Source organism: Bradyrhizobium sp. PMVTL-01, assembly GCF_051861855.1.
Taxonomy (GTDB): Bacteria; Pseudomonadota; Alphaproteobacteria; order Rhizobiales; family Xanthobacteraceae; genus Bradyrhizobium.
In genome coordinates, this window is sequence record NZ_CP193982.1 from 4,096,169 (window position 1) to 4,120,119 (window position 23,951).

At 65.1% G+C, this 23,951-nt stretch carries 23 protein-coding genes; 11 read left to right on the forward strand and 12 right to left on the reverse strand.

The window, feature by feature from the left end:
- The first annotated feature begins 126 nt into the window (after positions 1-126).
- Entirely contained in the window at positions 127-594 is a 468-nt protein-coding gene (locus ACRQ5Q_RS19745; protein ID WP_439399840.1) for a MarR family transcriptional regulator, read from the forward strand.
- Here the strand turns inward: ACRQ5Q_RS19745 and ACRQ5Q_RS19750 are convergent.
- From ACRQ5Q_RS19750 to ACRQ5Q_RS19760, 3 genes are all read right to left on the reverse strand, one after another.
- Positions 572-1,819, reverse strand: coding sequence for an O-antigen ligase family protein (locus ACRQ5Q_RS19750; protein ID WP_439399571.1), 1,248 nt, complete (start codon positions 1,817-1,819; stop codon positions 572-574). The two genes, ACRQ5Q_RS19745 and ACRQ5Q_RS19750, sit on opposite strands and share 23 nt — an antisense overlap.
- A 150-nt stretch (positions 1,820-1,969) precedes the next feature.
- Positions 1,970-3,520: an undecaprenyl-phosphate glucose phosphotransferase gene (locus ACRQ5Q_RS19755; RefSeq protein ID WP_439399572.1), complete on the reverse strand. Its 1,551-nt coding sequence runs from the start codon at positions 3,518-3,520 to the stop codon at positions 1,970-1,972.
- 118 nt (positions 3,521-3,638) lie between these two features.
- Positions 3,639-4,772, reverse strand: a complete 1,134-nt coding sequence (locus ACRQ5Q_RS19760) for a glycosyltransferase family 4 protein (RefSeq protein ID WP_439368481.1) — start codon at positions 4,770-4,772, stop codon at positions 3,639-3,641.
- A 202-nt stretch (positions 4,773-4,974) separates the two neighbouring features.
- On the opposite strand from ACRQ5Q_RS19760, the gene ACRQ5Q_RS19765 reads away from it, so the two are divergent.
- Positions 4,975-7,326 carry a GumC family protein gene (locus ACRQ5Q_RS19765; protein WP_439399574.1) on the forward strand — a complete coding sequence of 784 codons (2,352 nt, stop codon included), beginning with the start codon at positions 4,975-4,977 and terminating at the stop codon, positions 7,324-7,326.
- A 165-nt stretch (positions 7,327-7,491) separates the two neighbouring features.
- Here the strand turns inward: ACRQ5Q_RS19765 and ACRQ5Q_RS19770 are convergent, their stop codons facing one another.
- Entirely contained in the window at positions 7,492-8,673 is a 1,182-nt protein-coding gene (locus ACRQ5Q_RS19770) for a GNAT family N-acetyltransferase (protein ID WP_439399576.1), read from the reverse strand.
- Positions 8,674-8,802: 129 nt separating this feature from the next.
- Here ACRQ5Q_RS19770 and ACRQ5Q_RS19775 point away from each other — a divergent pair, with 129 nt between their 5' ends.
- Complete coding sequence (locus ACRQ5Q_RS19775) at positions 8,803-9,852, forward strand: polysaccharide deacetylase family protein (RefSeq protein WP_439399578.1); 1,050 nt, start codon at positions 8,803-8,805, stop codon at positions 9,850-9,852.
- Here the strand turns inward: ACRQ5Q_RS19775 and ACRQ5Q_RS19780 are convergent.
- Positions 9,836-10,057 (reverse strand): DUF2842 domain-containing protein, encoded by a 222-nt coding sequence (locus tag ACRQ5Q_RS19780; protein WP_439368477.1) that lies wholly within the window; start codon positions 10,055-10,057, stop codon positions 9,836-9,838. The genes ACRQ5Q_RS19775 and ACRQ5Q_RS19780 overlap by 17 nt on opposite strands.
- A 110-nt stretch (positions 10,058-10,167) precedes the next feature.
- Here ACRQ5Q_RS19780 and ACRQ5Q_RS19785 point away from each other — a divergent pair, with 110 nt between their 5' ends.
- A complete protein-coding gene (locus tag ACRQ5Q_RS19785; RefSeq protein WP_439399580.1) occupies positions 10,168-11,250 on the forward strand; it encodes a COX15/CtaA family protein in 1,083 nt (360 codons plus the stop codon).
- Here ACRQ5Q_RS19785 and ACRQ5Q_RS19790 read toward each other — a convergent pair whose 3' ends face one another.
- The 4 genes from ACRQ5Q_RS19790 to ACRQ5Q_RS19805 all read right to left on the reverse strand — a co-directional run bounded on the left by ACRQ5Q_RS19790 (position 11,251) and on the right by ACRQ5Q_RS19805 (position 14,704).
- On the reverse strand, positions 11,251-11,595 hold the full coding sequence (locus ACRQ5Q_RS19790) for a hypothetical protein (RefSeq protein WP_439368475.1): 345 nt from the start codon (positions 11,593-11,595) through the stop codon (positions 11,251-11,253). It abuts the gene before it with no gap.
- A gap of 180 nt (positions 11,596-11,775) precedes the next feature.
- Positions 11,776-13,056, reverse strand: a complete 1,281-nt coding sequence (locus ACRQ5Q_RS19795) for an O-acetylhomoserine aminocarboxypropyltransferase (protein ID WP_439368474.1) — start codon at positions 13,054-13,056, stop codon at positions 11,776-11,778.
- A gap of 136 nt (positions 13,057-13,192) precedes the next feature.
- Positions 13,193-13,777: a CoA-binding protein gene (locus ACRQ5Q_RS19800; RefSeq protein WP_439399581.1), complete on the reverse strand. Its 585-nt coding sequence runs from the start codon at positions 13,775-13,777 to the stop codon at positions 13,193-13,195.
- A 102-nt stretch (positions 13,778-13,879) separates the two neighbouring features.
- Complete coding sequence (locus ACRQ5Q_RS19805; protein ID WP_439399582.1) at positions 13,880-14,704, reverse strand: enoyl-CoA hydratase; 825 nt, start codon at positions 14,702-14,704, stop codon at positions 13,880-13,882.
- 86 nt (positions 14,705-14,790) lie between these two features.
- Here ACRQ5Q_RS19805 and ACRQ5Q_RS19810 point away from each other — a divergent pair, with 86 nt between their 5' ends.
- The 6 genes from ACRQ5Q_RS19810 (at position 14,791) to ACRQ5Q_RS19835 (ending at position 18,452) form a co-directional block, all read left to right on the forward strand.
- Positions 14,791-15,219 carry a PaaI family thioesterase gene (locus tag ACRQ5Q_RS19810; RefSeq protein ID WP_439368469.1) on the forward strand — a complete coding sequence of 143 codons (429 nt, stop codon included), beginning with the start codon at positions 14,791-14,793 and terminating at the stop codon, positions 15,217-15,219.
- Between the two features lie 156 nt (positions 15,220-15,375).
- Positions 15,376-15,840 (forward strand): 50S ribosomal protein L13, encoded by a 465-nt coding sequence (gene rplM / locus ACRQ5Q_RS19815; protein ID WP_018642440.1) that lies wholly within the window; start codon positions 15,376-15,378, stop codon positions 15,838-15,840.
- 1 nt (position 15,841) lies between these two features.
- Positions 15,842-16,321, forward strand: a complete 480-nt coding sequence (gene rpsI / locus ACRQ5Q_RS19820) for a 30S ribosomal protein S9 (RefSeq protein WP_018642439.1) — start codon at positions 15,842-15,844, stop codon at positions 16,319-16,321.
- A gap of 230 nt (positions 16,322-16,551) precedes the next feature.
- Positions 16,552-17,772, forward strand: coding sequence for a diguanylate cyclase (locus tag ACRQ5Q_RS19825; RefSeq protein ID WP_439368468.1), 1,221 nt, complete (start codon positions 16,552-16,554; stop codon positions 17,770-17,772).
- A 59-nt stretch (positions 17,773-17,831) separates the two neighbouring features.
- Complete coding sequence (locus ACRQ5Q_RS19830) at positions 17,832-18,056, forward strand: hypothetical protein (protein WP_439368467.1); 225 nt, start codon at positions 17,832-17,834, stop codon at positions 18,054-18,056.
- A 99-nt stretch (positions 18,057-18,155) separates the two neighbouring features.
- A complete protein-coding gene (locus ACRQ5Q_RS19835; RefSeq protein WP_439368466.1) occupies positions 18,156-18,452 on the forward strand; it encodes an antibiotic biosynthesis monooxygenase family protein in 297 nt (98 codons plus the stop codon).
- Between the two features lie 61 nt (positions 18,453-18,513).
- Here ACRQ5Q_RS19835 and ACRQ5Q_RS19840 read toward each other — a convergent pair whose 3' ends face one another.
- A complete protein-coding gene (locus tag ACRQ5Q_RS19840) occupies positions 18,514-19,683 on the reverse strand; it encodes an AI-2E family transporter (protein WP_439399584.1) in 1,170 nt (389 codons plus the stop codon).
- A 260-nt stretch (positions 19,684-19,943) separates the two neighbouring features.
- Between ACRQ5Q_RS19840 and ACRQ5Q_RS19845 the strand changes: the two genes are divergently transcribed.
- Positions 19,944-20,717, forward strand: a complete 774-nt coding sequence (locus ACRQ5Q_RS19845; protein ID WP_439368464.1) for a gamma-glutamyl-gamma-aminobutyrate hydrolase family protein — start codon at positions 19,944-19,946, stop codon at positions 20,715-20,717.
- A 26-nt stretch (positions 20,718-20,743) separates the two neighbouring features.
- Here ACRQ5Q_RS19845 and ACRQ5Q_RS19850 read toward each other — a convergent pair whose 3' ends face one another.
- Both ACRQ5Q_RS19850 and ACRQ5Q_RS19855 read right to left on the reverse strand, forming a co-directional pair.
- The gene (locus tag ACRQ5Q_RS19850; RefSeq protein ID WP_439368463.1) at positions 20,744-22,717 is read right to left on the reverse strand and encodes a glycosyltransferase family 2 protein; all 1,974 of its coding nucleotides are present in this window, start codon (positions 22,715-22,717) and stop codon (positions 20,744-20,746) included.
- Positions 22,717-23,910 carry a hypothetical protein gene (locus tag ACRQ5Q_RS19855; protein WP_439399585.1) on the reverse strand — a complete coding sequence of 398 codons (1,194 nt, stop codon included), beginning with the start codon at positions 23,908-23,910 and terminating at the stop codon, positions 22,717-22,719. Before ACRQ5Q_RS19855 ends, ACRQ5Q_RS19850 begins: the two co-directional genes overlap by 1 nt.
- Between the last annotated feature and the right edge of the window lie 41 nt (positions 23,911-23,951).

Below are 23,951 nucleotides of genomic sequence, written 5' to 3' on the forward strand. Positions count from 1 at the left end.
TGGTGCTAGGAGAAATTACGGTCGCTAAATCTCTTAGCGACTAAGATATATGTCGAATAAGATAAGAGGCCGACCTTGTCAAGGACGAAGGCGCGCACTGCGCTGTTGCAGGAGCTCGAGGCGGCGATGCGCAGATCTTCGGCGCAGGGCGTGCTCTATGGCCAAACCGTTGCGAATGTTGCCGGAATTGCGAACTCCGACCTCGAATGCATGGACATCCTCTATCTCGAGGGGCGCGTCACCGCCGGCCGGCTCGCCGAGGTCACCGGCCTGACGACGGGCGCGATCACCGGCGTGATCGATCGGCTCGAGAAGGCCGGCCTTGTGCGCCGCGAGCGGGACGAGAAGGACCGCCGCAAGGTGTTCATCGCCGTCGTGCCGGAGGCAGCCATGAAGATCGGCCAACTCAACGTCCCGATGCAGCAGGCGATGGAGAAGGTCCTGGGCAGCTATTCCGACGATGAACTGCGCCTGCTGCTGCGCTTCGCGACCGAGGGATACAAGGGCGTGGTTGCGGCAACGGAAGCGCTGAAGAGCCTGCTCGACACGCCGCCGGAGAAGCGTCCCAATCTCAAGCTGAAGAAGCTCCGCTAGCCTTATAGGCCTGCGCCGCGGCGATCATGCCCCACATCGCGCCCAGCATCATCCAGAAGTGCCGCCAGTGGTCGGTGTCGATCACGAAGCTTTCGCCGACGGTGCCGACGAAGGCCGAGAAGATCGCGAGATAAGCGCGCTGCCAGGGCACGCGGACGAAGATGTGCCGGAAGCCCATGATGACGGTGGTGAAGACCAGCGCGGGATAGCAGACGCCGGAGAGCCAGCCGCCGGACATGAAGGCGTTGAGGTAGGAGTTGTGGGTGTCCTCGGGGAAGTAGCGGTGGAATTGCAGCGGGCCGATGCCGAACGGCAGGTCGAGCGCCATCTCCGCACCCAGGATGTGACGGCCGAACCGGCCGAAGCGGCCTTCGTCGTAGCTCTGATCGAAGCTCGCGCGCTGCTTGAACATCTCGGCGGTGGAATCGAATGACAGCAGCACCGCGATCAGCGCGAGACCCAGCACCGCAGCGACGATCGCCATGATGACGACGCGCGAGCGCTGCGCGTTGGTGCGGCTGGTCAGCACCATCAGCGCCAGCATGAAGGCGGAGGTCAGCACCAGTCCGCCCCAGGCGGCGCGCGAGAACGCGAGCAGGATCGCCAGCGATATGATGCCGAAGGCGATGACGTTGCGGAACGCCTTGCCGAGCTTGTCAGAGACCACGCTCTGCAGCGCGAACAGCGCCGGCAGGATCAGGAAGGCGCCGAGCACGTTTGGGTCCTTGAACGTGCCGCGCGCGCGACCGTAGAGCGTGAGGAGGTCGTCGCCGCCCGGCACCAGGCGGAAGTAGCCGGCGACCGCCAGGAGCGAGGCGACCATCGCGCCGGCCACGAGCCCGCGGCGCAGCATGTCGAGCCGCGCGGCAGTGTCCTCGGACGTGACCATGGCGAAGAACACGACGGTCACCGCCATGTACCAGGAGGTCGCGATCCAGCTCACCACCTCGGGCTGCTCGAACAGCGGGATCGCGCTGATGGTGTAGCCGACATTGAGCAGGACCAGCATCAGCACCAGCGGCATCAGCACGAGCCGCAGGCGCAGGCCGGTGGCGAAGAAGGTGACGGTCGCGAGCAGCGTCGCGATCTCGTAGGGGCTGGGCTCGATGAAGACGATGGCGCCGGAGGCGCCGACCAGCCACACCAGCACGCGCTGGAGCGCCAGCACGCCGGGCGCAGCCGGTGCGGCCAATTTCACTCCACCGGCTGTCGCCGCATACGTCATCACACGCTCATACGCTTACGCAACTTGTACACCACAAACACGGCTGTCATCGCCCGGCTTGACCGGGCGATCCAGTACTCTCGGCAGCGAGGTCCAGCCTCGGCGTCTCGGCGTACTCGATGCCCCGCGTTCGCGGGGCATGACGGAAACTCAATATGCGTTCTCGTTCTTGGTCAGCAGCGAGACCGGCGTCTTCAGGAGAATGACCAAGTCGAACAGCGCCGACCAGTTCTCGATGTAGTAGAGGTCGAACTCGACCCGCTTCTGGATCTTCTCTTCATTGTCGATCTCGCCGCGCCAGCCGTTGATCTGGGCCCAGCCGGTGATGCCGGGCTTGACGCGGTGGCGGGCGAAATAGCCGTCGACGGCTTCGTCGAACAGCCGGCTCTGGAGCTTGCCCTGCACCGCATGCGGGCGCGGGCCGACCAGGGAAAGATTGCCGGAGAACACCACGTTGAAGAGCTGCGGCAGCTCGTCGAGGCTGGTCTTGCGGATGAAGCGGCCGACGCGGGTGACGCGCGGATCGTTCTTGGTCACCACCTTCGACGCCGTCGGGTCGGCCTGGTGGTGGTACATCGAGCGGAACTTGTAGACGTCGATGCGCTCGTTGTTGAAGCCGAAGCGCTTCTGACGGAACAGCACGGGACCCGGGCTGTCGAGCTTCACGGCCAATGCCACCAGTCCCATGATCGGCAGCGCTGCGAGCAGCGCGATGCCGCCGACGATGCGGTCGAACAGCCATTTCATCACCAGGTCCCAGTCGGTGATCGGCGCCTCGAACACGTCGAGCGTCGGCACCTCGCCGAGATAGGAATAGGAGCGGGGACGGAAGCGCAGCTTGTTGGTGTGCGCGGAGAGGCGGATGTCGACCGGCAGCACCCAGAGCTTCTTCAGCATCTCCAGGATGCGCGTCTCCGCAGAGATCGGCAGCGCGAACAGCACGAGATCGACGCGGGTGCGGCGGGCAAACTCGACGATGTCGTCGACCTTGCCGAGCTTGCGGGCGCCGGCGCAGGTGTCGAGCGCGCGGCTGTCATTGCGGTCGTCGAACACGCCGAGCACGTGGATGTCGGAATCGTCCTGCGCCTTCAGTGCCTCGACCAGCTGCTCGCCGTTGCGGTCGGAGCCGACGATGATGGTGCGCCGGTCGAGCCGGCCCTCGCGCGCCCAGGCGCGCACCAGCGAGCGCAGCACCAGACGCTCCGCGATCAGCCCGGCGAGCCCGAGGAAGTAGAAGGCGGCGAGCCACAGCCGCGAAATTTCGCTGCCGAACTTGGCAAAGAAGGAGACGCCGATGAACAGCAGGAAGACGAACGACCAAGACGAGATCATCCGCGTCAGCTGCCGGAGCTGACCGCGGAACAGTTGCACCTGGTAGAGGTCGGCAGCCTGGAAGCAGACCACGGCTGCGATCGCGACGGCCACGATCTCCACAGGATAGACCCAGCTGAAGCCGCCGGCGAGCGGCATGACATAGCCGATATAGACCGCGATGCCGACGAGGCTCAGCAACACGAAATCGGCGAGGCGAACAAAACCGGCGATCACGATCGGCGAATAAGCGCGGGCGACCTTCTGGTTGACGACCTCGAGTGCGGCCGGCGAGAGCCGGCGGCGGCGCTCCACAAAGGGCTGGTCGGCGGGCCTCGCCGCGGCGCCGGTCGCGGCATCGAGCATCGAGCGTGCGTTGAGCGGTTCCACGGGCGTCCACGTCCATTCCAACAACCCGTGGGCGCCACTTTGCGGCCCCGGGCAGGCATCCCCTGGCACTCGATTACCGAACAAATCGGAAGATTTTCTAAAGCGGCCTTAAGGATGGTTAATGATTGGTAAAAGCGTCGCGGTAGCCCGCGAGCACGCCGTCGACCATGGCCTGCTGGGAGAAATGTGCGGAGATGCGCTCACGCAAGGACACCGCGCGTTGCGCGGTCGCTTGCGGATCGTCCAGCGCCGCAGCGATCGCCTCGGCCATGGCCTCCGGATCGCTCGGCGCGAACAGCGCGGGGCTGTCGGGGCCGAAGATCTCGGGGATGCCGCCGATCTTCGCCGCGATCATGGGAACGCCGGCCGCGCCCGCCTCGATGACGACATAGGGCATGGAATCGCCGCGCGAGGGAACGACCAGCAGCCGACCCTTCGAGAAGCCGTAGCGCGCCTTCACGTGGCCGATGAAGCGGATGGCACCTGAGAGACCAAGTCCGTCGACCTGCGCCTTCAGCGCCGCCGTCTCCTCGCCGTCTCCGCCGAGGGTGAGCGTGACGTTCTTGCCGCCTTCGCGCAGCCGTGCCACGGCATCGACCAGCAGGTCCGCGCCCTTGATGTGCCTGAACTCGCCGACATAGCAGAGGTCGGTCGCATCCTCGGCGGTGACGACGGGTTCGAATTCTTCCGGCGTGACGCCATTGAAGACGCAATGCACCACGCCCTTGGGCGTGCCGACGATGCGCTGATAGGTGTCGCGGGCGAAGGCGCTCTCGAACAGGAACAGGTCGGTCGCGCCCATCAGCGAGCGTTCGAGTCGCGCGTAGAATTCGCCCTTCAAGGTGTTGAGCGGATAGTGCAGCGAGCCGCCATGCGGGGTGTAGATACGAATGGTGTCGTCGGTGCGCCGCCGCATGCGAATGAAGGCGCCGGCTTTGGCGCCGTGGCCGTGCACGACGTCAGGCTTGAGCTTCGCGATCAGGCGCCGCATTCGCATCCACACCATGAAGTCATCGGGCGACGGCTCGCGGCGGATCGCAATGCGGTACACGCCGAGCTTGAGGCGCGGCGCGAGCTCGGCCAGCGCCTTGTCGGCGCGTTCGCCGCCGGTGAGGCTGTCGGCGAGGATCCCGACATGATGGCCGCGGTCGACCTGGCCGTTGGCGACGTCGATGATGTGGCGAAAGATCCCGCCGACCGGAGCGCGCACGGCGTGCAGGATGCGAAGCGGCTGGTCGGGTGAGGGGGGCATGATCAAAACCAGCGCTCGACGGCGCGTACCGAACAATTCCAGGAAATATCGAGACGGATTAAGAGCCTTCGTGGTTAATAAACGATGACGGGTGCTCGGGCGCGAGGCGCGGAATGCGGCGATTAACCGAGCGGCAACCTTAATGGAGTGTAATCGCCCCGGTTGAGGTAGCTTGGTGGCGTTGCCCCTGCGGGAGTGTTCGATGCGTTTAGCGTTCTGGCGTGCCGGCAAGGACAAGGCGGTGATCGAGCGGGCTGTTTCGAAGTCCAAGTCTGAAACCAAGGTGTCTGAAACCAAGGTGTCCGAAACCAAGGTGGCCGAAGCGGAGGTGGCCGAAGTCGCGCCCGAGGTCGAAGCTGCCAAGGTTGAAGCAAGGCCGGCGCCTGCTATCGCGAAGCAGGCCGCAGTCGAATCCGGTGACATCGATCTGCACGCGCTCGGTGCGGCACTGACGCGCAAGCGCGGCTGGATCATCTTGCCCACGGTACTGGCGCTCGTCGCGTCGATTGCCGCCGTCAACCTCGTCACGCCGCGCTACAAGTCGGAATCCCGCATCCTGATCGACGGCCGCGAGAACGTGTTCCTGCGCCCGAACGGCGACCGTACCGAGGAGCGGCAGGCGCTCGACGCCGAGGCCGTCACCAGCCAGGTGCAGCTCGTGCTGTCGCGCGATCTCGCGCGCGAGATCATCAGGAAGAACAAGCTGGCGGAACGCCCCGAATTCGATCCGGTGCTGCAGGGCATCTCGCCGCTGAAGTCGCTGGCGGCCCTCGTCGGCATCGGTCGCGATCCGTTCTCGATGACGCCGGAAGAGCGCGTGCTGGATGCCTATTACGAGCGGCTCCAGGCGTACGCCGTCGACAAGTCGCGCGTCATCGTGGTCGAATTCCAGTCCGCCGATCCGGACCTTGCCGCGCGCGTCGCCAACTCGATCGCCGACGGCTACCTCGTGCTGCAGCAGAACGCCCGCCAGGACCAGGCAAAGAACGCGAGCCAGTGGCTCGCGGGCGAGATCGAGAATCTGCGCAAGAAGGTGTCCGACGCCGAGGCCAGGGTCGAGGATTTCCGCTCCAAGTCGAGCCTGTTCGTCGGCACCAACAACACCACGCTGTCGAACCAGCAGATGGGCGAGGTCAACACCCAGCTCAACAACGCGCGCTCGATGAAGGCGGATGCGGAATCCAAGGCGCGGCTGATCAAGGAGATGCTCCAGAGCGGCAAGCCGATCGAGGCATCCGAAGTGGTGAACTCCGAGCTGATGCGTAGATTGTCGGAGCAGCGGGTGACGCTGCGGGCGCAGCTCGCCGAACAATCGTCCACGCTGCTCGGCAACCATCCGCGCATCAAGGAGCTGAAGGCGCAGCTCGGCGACCTCGACAACCAGATCCGGGACGAGGCGGCCAAGATCTCGCGCTCGCTCGAAAATGATGCGCGCATCGCCAGCGGCCGGGTCGACGGCCTGACGGCGAGCCTCGAGCAGCTCAAGAAGCAGGCGACCTCGACCAACGGCCAGGACGTGCAATTGCGTGCGCTCGAGCGCGAAGCCAAGGCGCAGCGCGACCTGCTTGAGACTTATCTCGCCAAATATCGCGAGGCCAATACCCGCGAGACCATCGACACCGCGCCGACCGACGGCCGCATCATCTCGCGCGCCATCGTCTCCAACACGCCGGCCTATCCGAAGAAGCTGCCGATCGTGCTGATCGCGACGATCGCGACGCTGCTGCTCTCGTCTGGCGTCGTCGTCACCGGCGAGCTGCTCCGTCAGACCGCGCCGCGCGCGGCGGCTGTGTTCACCCCGGCGCCGGCGGCGTCACAAACGCACGCAGCGGTCCGCCAGGAGCCTTTGGTCCGGCCGGCGGTCGAGCGCCTCGTCGAACACGTCGTCGAGCCGGTGATAGCGGAACCCGCGCCGCTTCAGCCGGAGATGGCGGCCGATGCCGGGGCCACCGAATTCGCCGAGATCGAGCATCTGGCGGCCAGCCTGCGCGCCGCGGGTGCGGTGGCGAAGAAGGTCACGGTGCTCGGTACCGCGCCCGGCGACTCCGTCACGCTGTCGGCGCTGACGCTGGCGCGGCATCTGGCGCGCGACGCGCGCGTCGTCGTGGTCGATCTTGCCGCGTCCTCGCCGACCATCGCCGCGGTGTCGGTCGACGCCTCCGCTCCCGGCCTTGCCGAGCTGATGCAGGGCGAGGCCTCGTTCGCCCAGGTGATCACCCGCGACAAGCTCTCGCGGCTGCACCTGGTCATGGCGGGCCGTCCCGGCTTCGACCGCAGCCTACTGCAATCGCCGCGCGTGGGCCTCGCGATCGACGCGCTGCTGCGCGCCTACGACCACGTGCTGCTCGATGCCGGCGGTGCGTCCGACTTTCCGGCGGAACTGCTGACGACCAACGCCCGCGCCGTCGTGGTGCCCGATGCCTCGATGGTGCCGGACGCGCGCACGGAGATGTGCGAGCAGCTGAAGGCCGTCGGCTTCAGCGAGGTGACTATGCTGAGCAAGCCCGTGCAGGCGCCAGGCGCGGCTGAGCCGCTGCGCGTGGTGGCGGCGTGATCGCTCTTACTCTCTCGCCTTGTGGGAGAGGGTGGCTTCGCGAAAGCGAAGCCGGGTGAGGGGTCTCTATCCTCACGAATAGTCGAGCGAGTGGAGAGAACCCCTCATCGGGCGCTTCGCGCCACCTTCTCCCACAAGGGGCCACATGGGGAGAAGGGAAGAGAACTACCCGAACGCCTGCCGCAGCCTTCGGGCCAAATCGAACAGCATCTGGTTCTGCTTCACCAGCCGCTTGCCGTGGCTGAGCGATGACATCGCCATCGCGGCGAGCTTGCCGCGCGAGGTCAGCGGCACGAAACTGTCGAAGATGTCCTCGTCGTGCTTGCAGAACATCCGCTTGTAGTCGTCCGAGCCGATGCCGAGGTCGAGCGAGCGGTAGCCGCGCTCGCCGTAGCGATCGATGATGTAGCGCATCAGGATCAGGCCCGGGCTGTAGCGGGCATGCTCGGACATCGTGTAGGTGTTGAACATCATCGAGAAGCGCTGGCCATCGCCGACGCCGGCGAAGATCGCGATCACCTCGTCGTCGCATTCGAGCGCGTGGATGTCGATGATGCGGCCTTCGCCGCGCGGCGCGAGGCACGCGCTGCGCACGAACTGTTCGACGCCCGGCTCGGCGAACACGTTCGGGAGCTTCTGCTCCGCCATCCGCGCCGGCTTGACGCGGAAGAACCAGTCGAGCAGGCGGGTGACGTCCGCGTCGGTCGTCGCCAGGTGATAGCGGTAGCCGGCGAGCGTCTGGAGCTTCTTCTCCTTACTCTTCAGGCGGCGGCGGAAGGAATTGCTGATCCGTGATGCGGGCGGGCCGCCCGGCTCCATCGTCAGCAGCGGACAGCCGTTGATCGCGCTCTGCCGCGGCAGCGCCGTGAACGGGTTCTGCTGCTCATTCCAGCGCAGCGGCTGCTGTGTCAGCGCGAGCACGTCGACATGCGCGCCGAGCGGCGCGAGCAGCGCGTCGAGATCGGCGGTGCTGGCCTCGCCTGCGAACTCGGTGTTCCACAGGCCCATGTTGAAGGTCGTGTGCTTGCCGCCCATGAAGCAGGCCGTGCGCACGCCATGGCTCTGGCGCAGCGAGAGCGGCAACAGCAGAAGCGGCTGGCGATCGGCGTCGCGGGCGACGACGATGAACGGGCGGGCGCCCTCGTGAGCGCCGACGTGCCGCTGCCAGGGGCCGAGCAGGTCGAAGCGCTGATAGGGCGTGAAGAGATGACCGGGCTCCTCGAAGGCGCGCCAGACGGCCTCGGCCTCGCCGAGATCGCTGAGGATATCGACACGCGCGATACGGCTCGCTTTCGACCGGGCTGGCGCTTCTGCCGTCCGGCTTTGCATCGCCGCAGCCATGGTCATTCGCGAAACCTGTCGAGAAAACGAAAAATGCGTAGTCCGGCCTGTGGCCGACCTTTGCAAAGAAATGTCAACAAAGAGTAATGAGGAGGGGCGAGGGAACGGGCCGCCGGCGAGCGCGAAGGTGAGATATTGGCATCCGACGACAGATGGCTGCAACGGCTGCGCCTCGAGCTGACCTGGTTCAGCGGCCGGGCTGCGCTGCGCAGCCGTGGTGCCGGTGCCATCCTGTGCTTTGCGCATGTTCGGCCGCGGCGGCGCGGCGGGTTTCAGCCGCTCCGCGCGCATGAGATCACGCCGCAATTTCTCGATCGCGCCATTCGGGCGCTGAAGCGGTGGAAGTATGATTTCCTCGGCATGGACGAGGTCTGTCGGCGCGCGGTGACGTTGCCGGAGAAGCGGCGCTTCGTGGCGCTGACCTTCGACGGCGCATCCAAGGATCTCATCAACTTCGCCTATCCGGTGCTGGCCCACCACGCCGTGCCTTTCACGATCTATGTGCCCACGGCGTTTCCCGACGGCGTCGGCGAAGCCTGGTGGCTCGGGCTCGAGCAGGTGATCGCGCGCGAGAGCCGCGTCAGTCTGATGATGGGCGAGAGGGAGCAGCGTTTCACCGTCACGGGCAATGCCGAAAAGCGGGCGCTGTTCTCGTATATCGAGAGCTGGCTGCGCTCGCTGCCCCCGTCAGAGCTGTCGGCTGCGATCGCCGATCTCTGCACACGCTACCGGGTCGACCTCGCCGCGCTCTCGCGCCAAGCGTCGATGGATTGGGAGGATCTGGCCAAGCTGGCTGCCGACCCGCTGGTCACGATCGGCAGCGCGACCGTGAACTATCCCGTTCTCGCCAACATGAAGGACACCGCCGCGCTGCGCGAGATGACGATGGGCAAGGCCGTGGCCGAATCCGCGCTCGATCGCGACGTCAGGCATCTGGCGTTTCCGTTCGGCGACCGCTCTTCCTTCCGGCGCAGCCACGTCCTGATGGCGGAGCAGGCGGGCTTTGCCAGCGCGGTGTCGACGATCCCTGGCATCGTGGAGGCGGAGGGGCGCACCAATCTGCGGGCGCTGCCGCGGATTTCCTGGGACGGCCGGGTGCGCTCGCTCCGCATGCTGCGCGTGCTGGTCTCGGGTGTCGCCTTTGCGCCGGTGAGGCCGACCGGCAGCGCTACGAGCCAGACTTGACCCGATCGGGCCGCTGCATCCAGCTCACGATCGGCATCGCCGGCAGCACCCAGCCCATGCCCACGACCACATAGTAGATCGCCTGCCGCCAGCCGGACTGGGCGATCCACGGTATCTGCGCCGCCGCCATGCCGAGCAGGGCCCAGACGGTGGCCAGCACCAGCAGCAGGATGGCGCCGAGGAACTTGCGGGTGCGGATCGTCATGGCGGACTATTTGCGGCTTTCGCGTAACTTGCGCTGCGGGAGCGGGGGACTATAAGGGGCACGCAGTCCGGTTCAAGTCTCTTAGGCACAGGCTTGGTTTTGTCTCTGAAATGACGATGATTTCCACCCCCTCCGAGCCGAGCCGCGCCGCGCGCTGGTGGCTGATCTCCGTGGCCGCGCTGATCGCACTGATGGTGCTGGTCGGCGGGGCGACGCGGCTGACGGAATCCGGCCTGTCGATCGTCGAATGGAAGCCGGTCACGGGCAGTATCCCGCCGCTCTCGGAAGCGCAGTGGAGCGAGGCGTTCGAGGCCTACAAGAAGATCCCGCAATATCGCGAGCTCAATTCAGGCATGAGCCTGTCCGAGTTCAAGGAGATCTTCTGGTGGGAATGGAGCCACCGGCTGCTCGGCCGCTTCATCGGCGTCGCCTATCTGCTGCCGTTCCTGTTCTTCCTGTGGCGCGGCGGGCTGTCGAGCGAGCTCAAGCGGCGGCTATGGCTGCTGTTCGCGCTCGGCGGTCTGCAGGGCGCGGTCGGCTGGTGGATGGTGGCCTCGGGCCTGTCGGAACGGGTCGAGGTGTCGCAATATCGGCTGGCGACGCATCTGGTGCTGGCGCTGCTGATCTTCGCCGGCATCGTCTGGACGGTGCGGCGGCTCGAGGAGCGTCCGCCGATCGCAGCATCTGCGCGGCTGCGCTTCACCAGCGCGCTGCTCCTCGTCGTGACGTTCGTGCAGATCTATTTCGGTGCGCTGGTCGCGGGCCTGCGCGCCGGCCGCGCCTATAACACATGGCCGCAGATTGACGGCGCGTTCATTCCGTCGGCCGAGCGGCTGTGGTTCGAGACCCCGTGGTGGCGCAACATGTTCGACAACGTGCTGACCGTGCAGTTCGAGCATCGCATGACGGCCTACGCGCTGTTCCTGCTGGCGGCGCTGCATGCGTTCGATGCTGTGCGTTCGCGTGTGGGCACGGCGGCCGGCGGCGCGCTCTGGCTGTTTGCGGCGGTCAGCCTGCAGGCGGTGCTCGGAATTCTGACCCTGCTCAACCAAGTGCCTACCGGCCTCGCGCTAGCGCACCAGGCGGTCGCGATCGTGGTGCTGACGCTGGCGGTGATGCAGGTCGAGCGGCTGGCATCACGGCAGTCTGCGCACGCGCAGCCGCGCGCGGTGCCCGTGGGTCAGCCCGGCTGATCAGCAATAGCCGTAGACGCCGCACGCGTAGGGCAGGCGCCAGAAATAACCGACCTGCTTCCCGCCGTAATACGGGCCCTGATAATCGTAGCTCCAAGGTCGGCCATAATAGCCCGGCAAGGTGCTGGAGCCGGGCAGGAGCGGCGTGCCCGGCAGGTTGCGAATGTAGCTGCCGATGCCATAGGCCGGCGAGATCAGCGCATCCGGATCGGTCTCGACATAGACCTGTGGCGGGTCCTGCGGCGGCACGGCCACGCGCCGCTTCGCCGTCGCCGGCAGATCGGCGGCGAGCGCGCTTGAAACCGTCAGCATCGCCGCAAGGGCAGGCACCATCCAGCGCAGCATCGTCGGCTCCGAATCAAAGGGGCGATCCAAGGACGATGTATGCGGCAGATATGGTTAATGAGTATTAACTGACGGCGGCCAAAACGGCCCGCCGTCATTCCGGGGCGCGCGAGAGCTCGAGCCCGGAATCTCGAGCTTCCGGGTTCGGTGCTTCGCACCGGCTCGGAGCGACGGGGCAAACTACGCGCTGAGCGCCTGCTCCAGGTCCGCGATCAGATCTTCCTTGTCCTCGATGCCGATCGAGAGCCGCACCACGTCGGGACCGGCGCCGGACTTCACCTTCGCGGCGTCGTCGAGCTGGCTGTGGGTGGTCGAGGCCGGGTGGATCACCAGCGAGCGGGTGTCGCCGACATTGGCGAGGTGCGAGAACAGCTGCAGCTTCGACACCAGGCTGACGCCGGCGTCATAGCCGCCCTTCAGGCTGAAGGTGAACACCGCGCCCGCGCCCTTCGGCGCATATTTGCGCGCGAGCTGGTTGTACTTGTCGCTCGGCAGGCCCGCATAGCTCACCGAGGCCACCGCCGGATGGCCGGCAAGGAATTCGGCGACCGCCTTGGCGTTGTCGCAGTGCTTCTGCATGCGCAGCGGCAGCGTTTCGATGCCGGTGAGGATCATGAAGGCGTTGAAAGGCGAAAGCGCCGGTCCGAGGTCGCGCAGGCCCAGCACGCGGCAGGCGATCGCGAAGGCGAAATTGCCGAAGGTCTCCTGGAGACGGATGCCGTGATATTCCGGCCGCGGCTCCGACAGCATCGGGTATTTGCCGCCGGTGGACCAGTCGAAGGTGCCGGCATCGACGATGATGCCGCCGAGCGAGTTGCCGTGGCCACCCAGAAATTTCGTCAGCGAGTGCACGACGATGTCGGCGCCGTGGTCGATCGGGCGGATCAGGTAGGGCGAGGCCAGCGTGTTGTCGACGATCAGCGGCACGCCAGCCTTGCGCGCGACCGTCGAAATCGCCTCGATGTCGGTGATGCTGCCGGCGGGGTTGGCGATGGACTCGATGAAGATCGCCTTGGTGCGCGGCGTCACCGCGCGCTCGAAGCTTGCGATGTCATCGGGATCGGCCCACACCACGTTCCAGCCAAAGCTCTTGAACGCATGTGTGAACTGGTTGATCGAGCCGCCATAGAGCTTTCGCGCGGCGATGAACTCGTCGCCGGGCTGCAGCAGCTGCTGCAGCACCACGACCTGCGCGGCGTGGCCCGAGGCCACCGCCAGTGCAGCGGTGCCGCCTTCGAGCGCGGCGACGCGCTCTTCCAGCACGGCATTGGTGGGGTTGCCAATGCGGGTATAGATGTTGCCGAACGCCTGCAGGCCGAACAGCGAGGCGGCGTGATCAGCGTCGTTGAAGACGAAAGAGGTGGTCTGATAAATCGGAGTCGCGCGCGCGCCGGTGGTCGGATCGGGCTGTGCACCGGCATGCACGGCGAGGGTTGAAAATCCCGGAAGTCGATCGCTCATAGAAGGCGTCCTGTTCTTGTGGCCTGAAATCGCGCGGCATGCTGATGGGCGAGGCGCCCGCCGTCAAGGCGCCGCTTCACATCAGGATCATCTGGACCCATTGTCGCGCTCGCGAAACGAAACCTCCGCAACTGCGTCAGCTTTGCCCGGTCTTGTTTTTCGCGGCGCGATCGGATGCTGCGGTATCGCCACCACCGACGCTCATCCGATTCAGGGATAGCCGCATGCCCTGCGTCGGTGCCGGCGCGCGCTTGGAGCTGAGCGTGCGCGAATTCACGCCCATCCAGGATATTTCGGACGACAGGCGGCCATATTCGATCTTGGGGCAGCGGTTCATGACCACCTTGATTCCCACCGCTTCCGCCTTCGCCGCAGCGGCATCGTCGCGCGCGCCGAGCTGCATCCAGATCACCTTCGGCAGAGGGTCGAGCGTGAGCGCTTCTTCGACGACGGGCATGATGTGGCTGGAGTTGCGAAAAATGTCGATCATGTCGATCGGACCGCCGATGTCCGACAGCGAGGCAACGAACGGCTTTCCGAGCAGATCCTTGCCGACATGGCCGGGATTGACCGGGATCATGTCGTAGCCGCGCTGCGCCAGATATTTGAACGCGAAATAGCTCGGCCGCACGTTGACGGGCGATGCGCCGACCATCGCGATCGACTTCACGCTGTTGAGGATGCCGCGGATGTAATTGTCGGGATAGGCGTCGTGGTTCATCTCTTATCTTTTCTTGTTGTCATTGCGAGCGCAGCGAAGCAATCCAGACTGCTACCTGCGGAGAGATACTGGATTGCTTCGCTGCGCTCGCAATGACGGGGGTCACTCATCCCGCCATGTCGGCGTGCGCTTCTCGATGAAGGCGCCGATGCCTTCCTCGGCGTCGCGCGCCATCATGTTCTCGGTCATCACCTCTGCGGCATAGCGATAGGCGTCCGCCAGGCTCATCTCGGCCTGGCGGTAGAACGCCTCCTTGCCGAGCTTGACGGTGTAGGCGGATTTGAGCGCGACCTGTTGCGCGAGGTCGATCGCGGCGCCGAGTTCGGCGCCGGCGGGAACGATGCGATTGACGAGCCCGATCTCGCGGGCGCGGTTGGCCGTGACAGGCTCGCCCGTCAGCAGCATCTCCATCGCCTGCTTGCGCGGCACGTTGCGCGACAGCGCCACCATCGGTGTCGAGCAGAACAGGCCGATGTCGACACCGGGCGTGGCGAACTTCGCGTCCACCGATGCGATCGCGAGATCGCAGCTGGCGACGAGCTGGCAGCCGGCCGCGGTCGCAATGCCCTGGACGGCCGCGACCACGGGCTTGGGCAGATGCACGATCGCCTCCATCATCGCGCTGCAGGCCTTCATCATCTCGGCGAAAAAGGCGCGGCCACGGTCCGGGTCGGTGCGGTGCGCGGTCAATTCCTTCAAGTCGTGGCCGGCGGAAAAGGCCGGGCCGTTGGCGGCGATCACGGCAGCGCGGATGCGCTTGTCCTCGGCGATCGCGTTGAAGCTCGCATGCAGCTGGCCAATCATCGCCTCCGACAGGCTGTTGCGTGCGGCGGGGCGGTTCAGCGTGAGCACGGCGACGTTGCCGACGATCTCGCGCAGCAGGATCGGCGGTTGCGGTGAGGGGGCGCGGGCGGCCGGGACGGACATTGACGCGACTTCCGTGGAATGATTGCAATTGGATGACGCTGATAACTTAATGTAACAGGGCAAGCGAAGCGAGGGTGGGGAACGGCATGGCGTTAGCGAAAATGAGCGTGGCGGAGCTCGAGCAGTTTCTCCGTGACGAGTTTCCCCAAGCCTTCCGCGGCGACGACATCACGATCGAGAGCGCGGACGGCCAAACCAGCCTTTTGCGCCAGCGCTACAGCGAAAGGATGCTGCGGCCGGGTGGAACCGTGTCCGGTCCGACCCTGATGGCGCTGGCCGATTTCGCGATGTACGTGGTGCTGCTGTCCGCGATCGGGCCGATCGGCCTCGCCGTGACCACCAATCTCAACATCAATTTCCTCCGCAAGGGCCAACCCGGGCAGGATGTTCTGGCCGAGGCGCGGCTGCTCAAGCTCGGCAAGCGCCTGGCGGTCGGGGAGGTGAACCTGTTATCCGGGACCTCACCCGATCCGATCGCCCATGTCACCTCGACCTATTCCATTCCAAATGTTTGAGCTTTTTGCAGGTAATATCACACCATATTTATAAGTTGCTGATTTTATGAGGGTATTTTCCGTCGCTGGGCATTGACCATCGGGCGTCTCTTCTCTAGAAACCCGCCCAGTCCGGTGCGGTGTTCGCGCCGATGTCTCCCTGACGGAAATTCTGACATGAAAACCTTTTCGGCAAAGCCGGCCGAGGTGACGAAGAAGTGGGTGCTGATCGACGCCAAGGGTCTGGTCGTCGGCCGTCTCGCCACCATCGTCGCCATGCGCCTGCGCGGCAAGCACCTCCCGACCTACACCCCGCACGTTGATTGCGGCGACAACGTCATCATCATCAACGCGCAGCATGCGGTCCTCACCGGACGCAAGCGCGAGCAGAAGACCTACTACAAGCACACCGGCTATGTCGGCCACGTCAAGGAGCGCACCGCGCGCCAGATCCTCGAGGGTCGTCATCCCGAGCGCGTGCTCGAGAAGGCCGTCGAGCGCATGATCCCGCGTGGTCCGCTCGGTCGCGTGCAGATGGGCAACCTCCGTGTCTACGGCGGCGCCGATCATCCGCACGAGGCGCAGCAGCCCGAGAAGATCGATATCGCGAAGTTGAACCGCAAGAACACGAGGGCCGCATAACATGGCCGAATCCATCCAGTCGCTCGACCAGCTCTCGCAGCTCAAGACGGCGGCAGCGCCCGAGGCGCCCAAGCACGAGAAGAAGGTCGACAAGTTCAACCGCGCCTACGCCACCGGCAAGCGCAAGGACGCGGTCGCCCGCGTGTGGATCAAGCCGGGCGCCGGCAAGGTCACCGTCAACTCGCGCGAGGTCGAGGTCTATTTCGCCCGTCCCGTGCTGCGCATGATGATCGAGCAGCCGTTCTCGGTGGCCCAGCGTTCGGGCCAGTACGACGTGATCTGCACCGTCGCCGGCGGCGGTCTGTCCGGTCAGGCCGGTGCGGTCCGTCACGGCATCTCCAAGGCGCTCACCTATTTCGAGCCGGAGCTGCGCTCTGTGCTCAAGAAGGGCGGCTTCCTCACCCGCGACTCGCGCGTGGTCGAGCGCAAGAAGTACGGCAAGGCCAAGGCCCGCCGGTCCTTCCAGTTCTCGAAGCGTTAATCGCTTTTGTCGCATTCGCCGCGAAAGCGGCTTCAATGAGATGCAAAAGGGCGCTGATTTTCAGCGCCCTTTTTATTGTTCGTTTGTATGCAAATTGACGACGAGTTTCCGGAAAACTTGCGGACGCGCGAAAACCTGAATGGAACCCGCGGGACATAGCGTCGCATTCGGAAGGGCGCGCAAATCGGATGTGCCGATCGCGTAACTGCTATGTTTTCAAGGGGGCCGACATGATGTCGCTCGATAGCATCACGCTCTATTTGGTTGCCACCATGGTTGCCGCACTGCTCGGCGCCATGATGGTGTTCTTCGGCAAGCAGGAGAACAGTCCTGCGCTGAAATGGTGGGGCACCGCCTATCTGCTCGGTGCCGCCTCCGTTGCACTGTGGACGGCGGCCGGCGAGAGGCTGGGGCCGCATCTCTATCTGGCGTTAAATGCCGTCGGCTTCGTGGCCTGCGGCATGGTGTGGAATGCGGCGCGCGTCTTCCACGGCCGCAAGCCGAACTGGCCAGGCCTCGTGCTCGGCGCGCTCGCCTGGGTCGCCGCCGTGACGCTGCTCGATCCGACGGCGTCCATGCTGCGCATGATCATCGGCGCCGGCATCGTCTCGCTGTATGCGGCGGTGACGGCGAGCGAGCTCTGGGTCGAGCGGCGCAAGAGCCTGCAACGGCGCTGGCCGGCCTTCGTCGTGCCGGTGATGCACGGCTGCGTGCTGATGCTGCCGATCCTGATCGGCAGCTTCCTGCGGCCGCACGATGCCGGCTTCTCTTCGAGCATCTGGGTCACCGTGTTCGCGGTGGAGCTCGTGCTCTACGCCGTCGGCACCGTGTTCGTGATCTTCATGCTGGTGTCGGAGCGCACCGTCACCGCGCACCGCACCGCGGCGTCGACCGATCCGCTCACCGGCATGCTCAACCGCCGCGGCTTCTCCGAAGCCTGCGGCCGCGTGATCGATCGCGAGGCCAAGGCCGGGCGGCCCGTCACCGTGATGATCTTCGACATCGACCACTTCAAGTCGATCAACGACCGCTTCGGCCATCCCGCCGGCGACGAGATGCTGCGGCTGTTCTCGACCGTCGTCGTCAACAATTTGCGCATCTCCGACCTTTCGGGCCGCATCGGTGGCGAGGAATTCGCCGCGCTCCTGCCGTGCTCGCTGGAGGAGGGCGTGCTGGTGGCCGAGCGCGTGCGCGAGGCGTTCGAGACCTCCGGCGTCGTCGTCGACGAAGGCCCGGTCGACACCACCGTCAGCATCGGTGTCGCCGGCGGTCCGGCCGGCACCGAGCTCGAGGTGCTGCTGGCCTCGGCCGATACCGCGCTCTATCAGGCCAAGCGCGGCGGTCGTAACCGCGTGGAGGCGGCGGAGGAGCTGCCGCTGTCGCTGGAGAACTGGCGCCGCCAGAGCGCGGCGCGGGTCGGTGCGCCGCACGCGCGTCCGGTCACGGCGTGAGCTCGAGGGCGGCCCTGCGGTGATCCGCTGTTTACCAATCGATCCCTACCATCGCGGTCATGGAATCGATCCGTCGACAGAACCCGCAGGCCGCCCTGATCTCGCTCGAAGCTCAAGCAGCTTCGGCACGTGGCGGCTTCGCCTGCCTGTTCTCGACTGCGGCCGAATACGAGCGCGAGCGCCGTGCGCAGGGGCGCTACACGCCGCGGCGCAGCTACCGGCCGCTGGCTCTTTTCATCGGTTGCGCGCTGATCGTGGCGGGCACGGTCCTGCTGTTCGCCTGACAGGCCTGCGTTTTTCGGCCGGGCAGGGCGCCGTTTCGGCGCCTTTTTCTTTGTCGCCGTCTGCGGTAGACACGGCCATCAACAAAAGGGTGGAAACCGATGATCACCGAGATCGCGCAAATCGACGTCAAGCCGGGCAGCGAGAAGGATTTCGAGGCCGCCGTGGCCAAGGCCAAGGCCGCCTTCGGCCGCTCCAAGGGTTTTCACGGCTTCGAGTTGCACAAGTCGATCGAGAAGCCGCAGCGCTACCGGTTGATGGTGAAGTGGGGGACGCTGGAGAACCACACCGTCGATTTCCGCGGCTCGGAGAATTTCACCGAATGGCGCGGCCTGGTCGGCCAGTATTTTGCAGCGCCGCCGGAGGTCGAGCACACCGAGACCGTGCTGACGACCTGAGCGAGGTCATGCCGTCTCTACCGCTGGGCACTTTGCGCTAACGCGGCCCTTTGGGTCCGGATCATGCTGCCAGAGGCGGCGCCTCATACGTCTTGAAATGGTCGATCATGACCTTGGCAATGGCGACCAGCGGGAGCGCCAGCGCGAGACCCCAGATTCCGAACACGACGCCGAGCAGGATCTGGAACGCAAACAGCGTGGCGGGCGGGATGTCGAGCGCCTGGCGCTGCAGGAGCGGTGTCAGCACGTAGCCCTCCATGGTGTGCACGCCCATGAAGAGCAGGAAGGCCGACAACGCCGGGATCCAGCCCGAGGCGAGGCTCGCCAGCACCACGACGACGCCGGCGATGATGGCGCCGACGGTGGGGATGAAGGCCAGCAGGCCGGCCTGGATCCCCAGGATGAAGGAGCCGGGAATGCCGATGATGGCGAGCCCGATCCAGGTCACGACGCCGACTGCGATCATCACCACGATCTGCGCAATCAGCCAGCGCTCCAGCGTTTCGCCGATGCGGTCAATGATGAGGGTGACGCGGGTGCGATGCTTCGCAGGCGCGAGGAACAGCAGGCCGTCGTGATACACGGCGGGCTGGGCGGCGAAGGACAGCCCCAGAAACAGCACGATGAAGATGTTGCCAACGCCGTGGATGGTGCCGAGCAGCAGCTTGAAAGTCTGGCTCACGATCGCTCCACCGCTGGAGGCCAGCGCGCCAGCGGCGGGCAAGGGACCGCGCTGCGTCGCTGCCGGCGAAGGCGTCGAGTCCGATGGCGTCGTGGCCGAGGAGTCGGACGCGCCGTTGCCGAAATCGAAGAAGCTGGTGTCGATCCCGTGGTTATCCAGGAACGATTTCACGGTCCCGATCTGCGACTTGATGGTCTTGCTGAGCAGCGAGGCCTGCTCGGCGATGGTGGCGCCGCCGAGATAGACAACGCCTGCGAGCAGCACCGCAAGGACGAGGCAGACGATCGCGAGTCGCACAGTGTGGGGCAGGTGAACGCGCCGTCCGAGCGCATTGGTCAGCGCATTGAGGCCGACGCCGAACAGCATGCCGGTGAAGATCAGAAGGAGGGTGGCGGCGAAGTACCAGGCGAAGGCGAGCAGCGCGGTGAACAGCACGACGCCAATGCCGCCGACCGAGATGGCCCAGGCCAGAGCTCGAGCCTGACCTTGAGCCTGATCTTGGGCCAGATCGGTGCGGGTCCGGGGCCGTTCTTCTCTGGAAATGGTCACATCGGGTCCTTTTCGGGAACGCTGCAGGCCGCCACTCTCTCGCGAAATTCCGGTAGGGATCAACCCAGGCCTGGTGCCGATTGATGCGTCCCGGCTTGAAAGCATCAACGCTCCGGGGGCCAAAAGGGGCCATATCCACGCGCTGGCCCCGCCATTTGCGCGAAAATAGCATTGCCGTCCCGCGATCCCTTCGGTTGAATTTGTTCCATGCCAGGGGCATGTTTGGAGAATCTTCTTCGGCAAGGAGGTCGGAAGGACAGATGAGAAAGCCGGTCGTCGGCGTGATCGGGAATTCCTATCGCGTCGAGAATCGATTTCAGGTCCAGATGGTCGGCGAGCGAAACTTGCGCGCCGTGGCCGAGGTCTCCGGCGGCTTGCCGGTGATGTTCGCGGGCTCCCCTGATATCACCGACATCGGGGCGCTGCTCGACACCGTCGACGGAATCATCCTCACCGGCGCTCGGGCTAACGTGCACCCGACCCGCTTCAACGTCGACCCTTGCGAGAAGCACGAGCCCTACGACATCCATCGCGACGAGGTGGCACTGGCGCTGTCGGTGGCCTGCGTCGCCCGCGGCGTGCCGCTGTTCGGGATCTGCCGCGGCCTCCAGGAGATGAACGTCGCCTTCGGCGGCTCGCTGCATCCCGAAATCCGCGAGATCCCGGGCCGCATGAATCATCGCATGCCCAGGCTCGAGAACGGCGAGATCCACCCCGATCCGACCGTGGTGTTCGCCGACCGTCACGACGTCGACCTGACGCCGGGAGGCGCCTTCGCAAAGATTCTCGGCTGCGAGAGGATCAGGGTCAATTCGCTGCACGGGCAGGGCATCCTCGATCCCGGCAAGCGCGTGCTGATCGAGGGCATCGCCGAGGACGGCACCATCGAGGCCATCCGCATCGCGGAAGCCCCGACCTTTGCGCTCGGCGTGCAATGGCACGCCGAATACGACCCGCAGCACAATCCCATCAACCGTAAGCTGTTCGAGGCCTTTGGCGAGGCGCTGGTGGCGCGGCAGAAGGCGGCGGCGTAGGGCGGAGCGCGTCGAGGGGGGCTGAGCTACCAGCCTAGCAGGCCCTTCCTGATCGTGCCGGCAATTGTCCCGCGGATGCTGGCGGTATCGGCAACGTCGCCGTCCAGCGCGCCGAAAAGCCGGACCGCGAGCGCCTTGCGCTGCGCAACAGTTGGCCTGAGCCGCACCCCGATAGTGAGCCTGTCGCGATCCGAGATCTCCGCGTCGATCCAGCCCAATGAATCGAGATGCAGCCGCATTGGTCCGCTCATCGAATCGACTGTCCGGCTTCCACTGCAGGCCACGCGGGCGCTCGACATCGATAAACTGGTCAGCAGACCGGGAACGACTTTGCCATCGGTATGCAGTTCGGTGGTCTCGTTGACGTCGAACAATATCTCACCGCGCCCCTGCTCGAAGCAGACCAGAAACGCGATGAAGGCGATCAGCATTGCGATGCCCGCCCACAGCAGATTGAAATAATCGAGAGGCGAAATCTCGCTGGCGGCATAGGGTGAAACAAATGCCCAGATGATGCTGGTTGCGGACCCGAACGCGATGAAGCCGAACAGCGCCGCGAACTTCCATTGGGGCTTGGGGTCCGAGCGGTCTCCGCCCTTGTTGGTGATCTTGAAAGGCCTGCCGAACGGCTTGACGGCGGCGCTGACGAGAGTTGCGGAAATCGCAAATGCGGCGATGGCGTGTGCCGCTTCCATGAACAGCGGCAGGGTACGCGACCTCGAGACCCAGGCCATATAGATCATCTGGCCGAGCAGCGCAGGCACGCCATATCGCAGGAACGAGAGATAGTCGGCCTCGAAGGCGGGAATGTCCGTAAACCAGTAGATGGACGGTGCCGCCAGCAGCAAGAGCAGGAATGGCTTGCACAGCCAATTCAGGACGCCGTGCAGATAGTGCCATCTTTGGGTCAGCGAGAATCCGCGGCCACGGATCGGCCCATCGCGAAGCAGAGCGAGCTGGATGGTTCCGAGGCACCAGCGGGCTCTTTGCGTGACGTATTCAGGCAAGCCTTCGGCAGCGAGGCCGGCACTCAGCCTCTCGTTCAGCCACCAGGTCTCGTAACCCTTTGCCAGCAGGGCATAGGTCAGATGGATATCTTCCGTGACCGTCTTGTCCGGAAATCCGCCGAGCTCGGTCAAGCGATCGCGGCGAATGACGAAAGATGTGCCAATGCAGAACGCGCATCCCCACGCATCCTTGGCGGGCTGAAAGACATCGAAGAAGAACCGCTGGTCGTCGACCCAACTCCGCGCCGCCAGCAGATTGTGCTGGATGGGATCTGGGTTGTGGTAGAATTGCGGAGTCTGCACCACGGCGACCCGTGGGCCCGCAAGCAGCCCGACCGTGCGTCGCAGGAAATTCGGACGCGGCGCGAAATCCGCATCCAGCACCATGATGACCGGAGCGTTGGTCTGCATGGCCGTGAGTGCAAGAGCGTGGTTGAGATTGCCCGCCTTGGCGTGCTCGTTGCTGGCTCGCGTGATGTAGCGCGCACCCGCATCTTCGCAATATTCGCGCAGCCATTCGCGCCTGGTATCGTCGAGAACCCAGACGGTGACATGGGGATAGTCAAGCGCCAGCGCCGTCGGGATGGACCTTTCCAGGATCTCGAGCGGTTCGTCGTATGTGCAGATGAAGACATCGACGGGAGGATAGTTGCCCGCGTGTTCCATGCTGCTCTGTGCCGTGTCCGCCTGCGCGGATCGGTCGATACTCCGGACGAGAATGATGATCGACATCAGCGTGTATACGATGGCGATGGCTTCGAACCCAAAGAACAGGTATTGCCACCAAGCCTCTACCGAGACCGACAGCGGGGGCAGGGTGTCGTGCCAGCGCCACAGCGCGTATGTAACGAGCAGTGCTCCGGCGACCGTGCCGAACAGAATACGCTCGCCGCTGCGGGCAGGATCGAGCAACCGCGCCAGGACGAGCAATCCGATCAGCAGACCGCTATCGATCGACAGGATGGACGAGATGTCAGTGGCGGCTTCGAACATCAGTCAATCCTTTTTCCGTTAAACGGATTCCATCTCGTGGCGGCCAGAGCCGCCCATGCGGTTGCTGCCAGATGCGGTCGCTTGAAGTAGAAAAAGTCCGGCGCCGTGTTGGTTGGATCAATCGAAAGGCCGGTCGACACGCGCGCGGTTCGCGTTGCATTGAGAAAACCGGAGGTCGTGCGGGCGGCCTCAAGCGTCTTCAGCAGCTGGCCGCTTTTCACGGAATCGCCGGCAATCCGGTACGCCAGCGAGGCCTGGGCGGTGCCCTCGATCCACACGCCGTCCCCGTCTCCGTTGAAGTCGAACCCGTCGCCGACGCTCAGGTGGGTGGCGGCGAATTTCAGCGCGTTTCGCCATTCGGCCGGCCCATCGGCAATCGCCATCCATGGCCAGAGCTGGACGTCGAGGGCAAGCATTGAGGGATCGGCGAGGGTGCCGTCGGGCTTCGTTCCCAACAGGAAATGATCTCCGGTGAATGCCCGCTCGACGAAGCGCCGCGCGTGCAATGCAGCTTCCGCGTGCCTGACTTTGCCGGTGAGGCGGTAGAGCCAGGCTGCCGCCGCGCAAATGTCGACGTTGTGTTCTGTCGAAATCCAGGTGATGGGGACCGAATGCGGGTCATAACCATGAAAACCGCCGAGGAAGCCGGCATCCGATGAGACGTTGGCCGTCACCCAGTCCATCAGGCGCTCGGCATCAGCTATCAACGACGCCTCGCCGGTGGCTTGATGCAGCGTCAGCAGCGCCAGAATGGTCCAGCCGGCGTTGCCGGCCGAACTGCCGTCCTGTGTGGGATCCTCGGCCCAGATTTTCTTGTCCTCGTCCCACCACCCCGGGAGCGCTGGCGCTCCTTCACCCAAAGGACCGGCGCGATACGCATTGCGCACCCGGCCATCCGTGAATGTGCGATCTCTCCGAACGGCGCGGGTCAGGGCGTTCCCGACCAGGTTTGCCCGGCTCACGTCGCCACAAGCCACAAGGGCAATCGCCGCGAGCGCGTTGTCGTAGACGAACGCGGACGTGGCCAATCCTGCCGGCAAGCCGCTTTCGTCCTCACCAGGCTCATAGCTGCGGACGAACACCGCGCCTGCGCCGGCCGCCTGCGATGTCACGGCCTTCGCCAGGGCCGCGCAATCGGCTCCAGGGCCGGAAGCTCTATCCTCATTCGGACCTGCGGCGGCGGGCGTCATCATTGCCAGCCAAATTGCGACAATGGCGCATCGCCTTGCGGCGA

Excerpts from the sequence above, each read along its gene's own strand:
- ACRQ5Q_RS19745 (WP_439399840.1), top strand. The coding sequence starts at position 127 with ATGCGCAGATCTTCGGCGCAGGGCGTGCTCTATGGCCAAACCGTTGCG.
- ACRQ5Q_RS19750 (WP_439399571.1), bottom strand. The coding sequence starts at position 1,819 with ATGACGTATGCGGCGACAGCCGGTGGAGTGAAATTGGCCGCACCGGCT.
- ACRQ5Q_RS19760 (WP_439368481.1), bottom strand. The coding sequence starts at position 4,772 with ATGCCCCCCTCACCCGACCAGCCGCTTCGCATCCTGCACGCCGTGCGC.
- ACRQ5Q_RS19765 (WP_439399574.1), top strand. The coding sequence starts at position 4,975 with ATGCGTTTAGCGTTCTGGCGTGCCGGCAAGGACAAGGCGGTGATCGAG.
- ACRQ5Q_RS19770 (WP_439399576.1), bottom strand. The coding sequence starts at position 8,673 with ATGACCATGGCTGCGGCGATGCAAAGCCGGACGGCAGAAGCGCCAGCC.
- ACRQ5Q_RS19780 (WP_439368477.1), bottom strand. The coding sequence starts at position 10,057 with ATGACGATCCGCACCCGCAAGTTCCTCGGCGCCATCCTGCTGCTGGTG.
- ACRQ5Q_RS19785 (WP_439399580.1), top strand. The coding sequence starts at position 10,168 with ATGACGATGATTTCCACCCCCTCCGAGCCGAGCCGCGCCGCGCGCTGG.
- ACRQ5Q_RS19790 (WP_439368475.1), bottom strand. The coding sequence starts at position 11,595 with ATGCTGCGCTGGATGGTGCCTGCCCTTGCGGCGATGCTGACGGTTTCA.
- ACRQ5Q_RS19795 (WP_439368474.1), bottom strand. The coding sequence starts at position 13,056 with ATGAGCGATCGACTTCCGGGATTTTCAACCCTCGCCGTGCATGCCGGT.
- ACRQ5Q_RS19800 (WP_439399581.1), bottom strand. The coding sequence starts at position 13,777 with ATGAACCACGACGCCTATCCCGACAATTACATCCGCGGCATCCTCAAC.
- ACRQ5Q_RS19805 (WP_439399582.1), bottom strand. The coding sequence starts at position 14,704 with ATGTCCGTCCCGGCCGCCCGCGCCCCCTCACCGCAACCGCCGATCCTG.
- ACRQ5Q_RS19810 (WP_439368469.1), top strand. The coding sequence starts at position 14,791 with ATGGCGTTAGCGAAAATGAGCGTGGCGGAGCTCGAGCAGTTTCTCCGT.
- rplM (WP_018642440.1), top strand. The coding sequence starts at position 15,376 with ATGAAAACCTTTTCGGCAAAGCCGGCCGAGGTGACGAAGAAGTGGGTG.
- rpsI (WP_018642439.1), top strand. The coding sequence starts at position 15,842 with ATGGCCGAATCCATCCAGTCGCTCGACCAGCTCTCGCAGCTCAAGACG.
- ACRQ5Q_RS19825 (WP_439368468.1), top strand. The coding sequence starts at position 16,552 with ATGATGTCGCTCGATAGCATCACGCTCTATTTGGTTGCCACCATGGTT.
- ACRQ5Q_RS19830 (WP_439368467.1), top strand. The coding sequence starts at position 17,832 with ATGGAATCGATCCGTCGACAGAACCCGCAGGCCGCCCTGATCTCGCTC.
- ACRQ5Q_RS19835 (WP_439368466.1), top strand. The coding sequence starts at position 18,156 with ATGATCACCGAGATCGCGCAAATCGACGTCAAGCCGGGCAGCGAGAAG.
- ACRQ5Q_RS19845 (WP_439368464.1), top strand. The coding sequence starts at position 19,944 with ATGAGAAAGCCGGTCGTCGGCGTGATCGGGAATTCCTATCGCGTCGAG.
- ACRQ5Q_RS19850 (WP_439368463.1), bottom strand. The coding sequence starts at position 22,717 with ATGTTCGAAGCCGCCACTGACATCTCGTCCATCCTGTCGATCGATAGC.
- ACRQ5Q_RS19855 (WP_439399585.1), bottom strand. The coding sequence starts at position 23,910 with ATGATGACGCCCGCCGCCGCAGGTCCGAATGAGGATAGAGCTTCCGGC.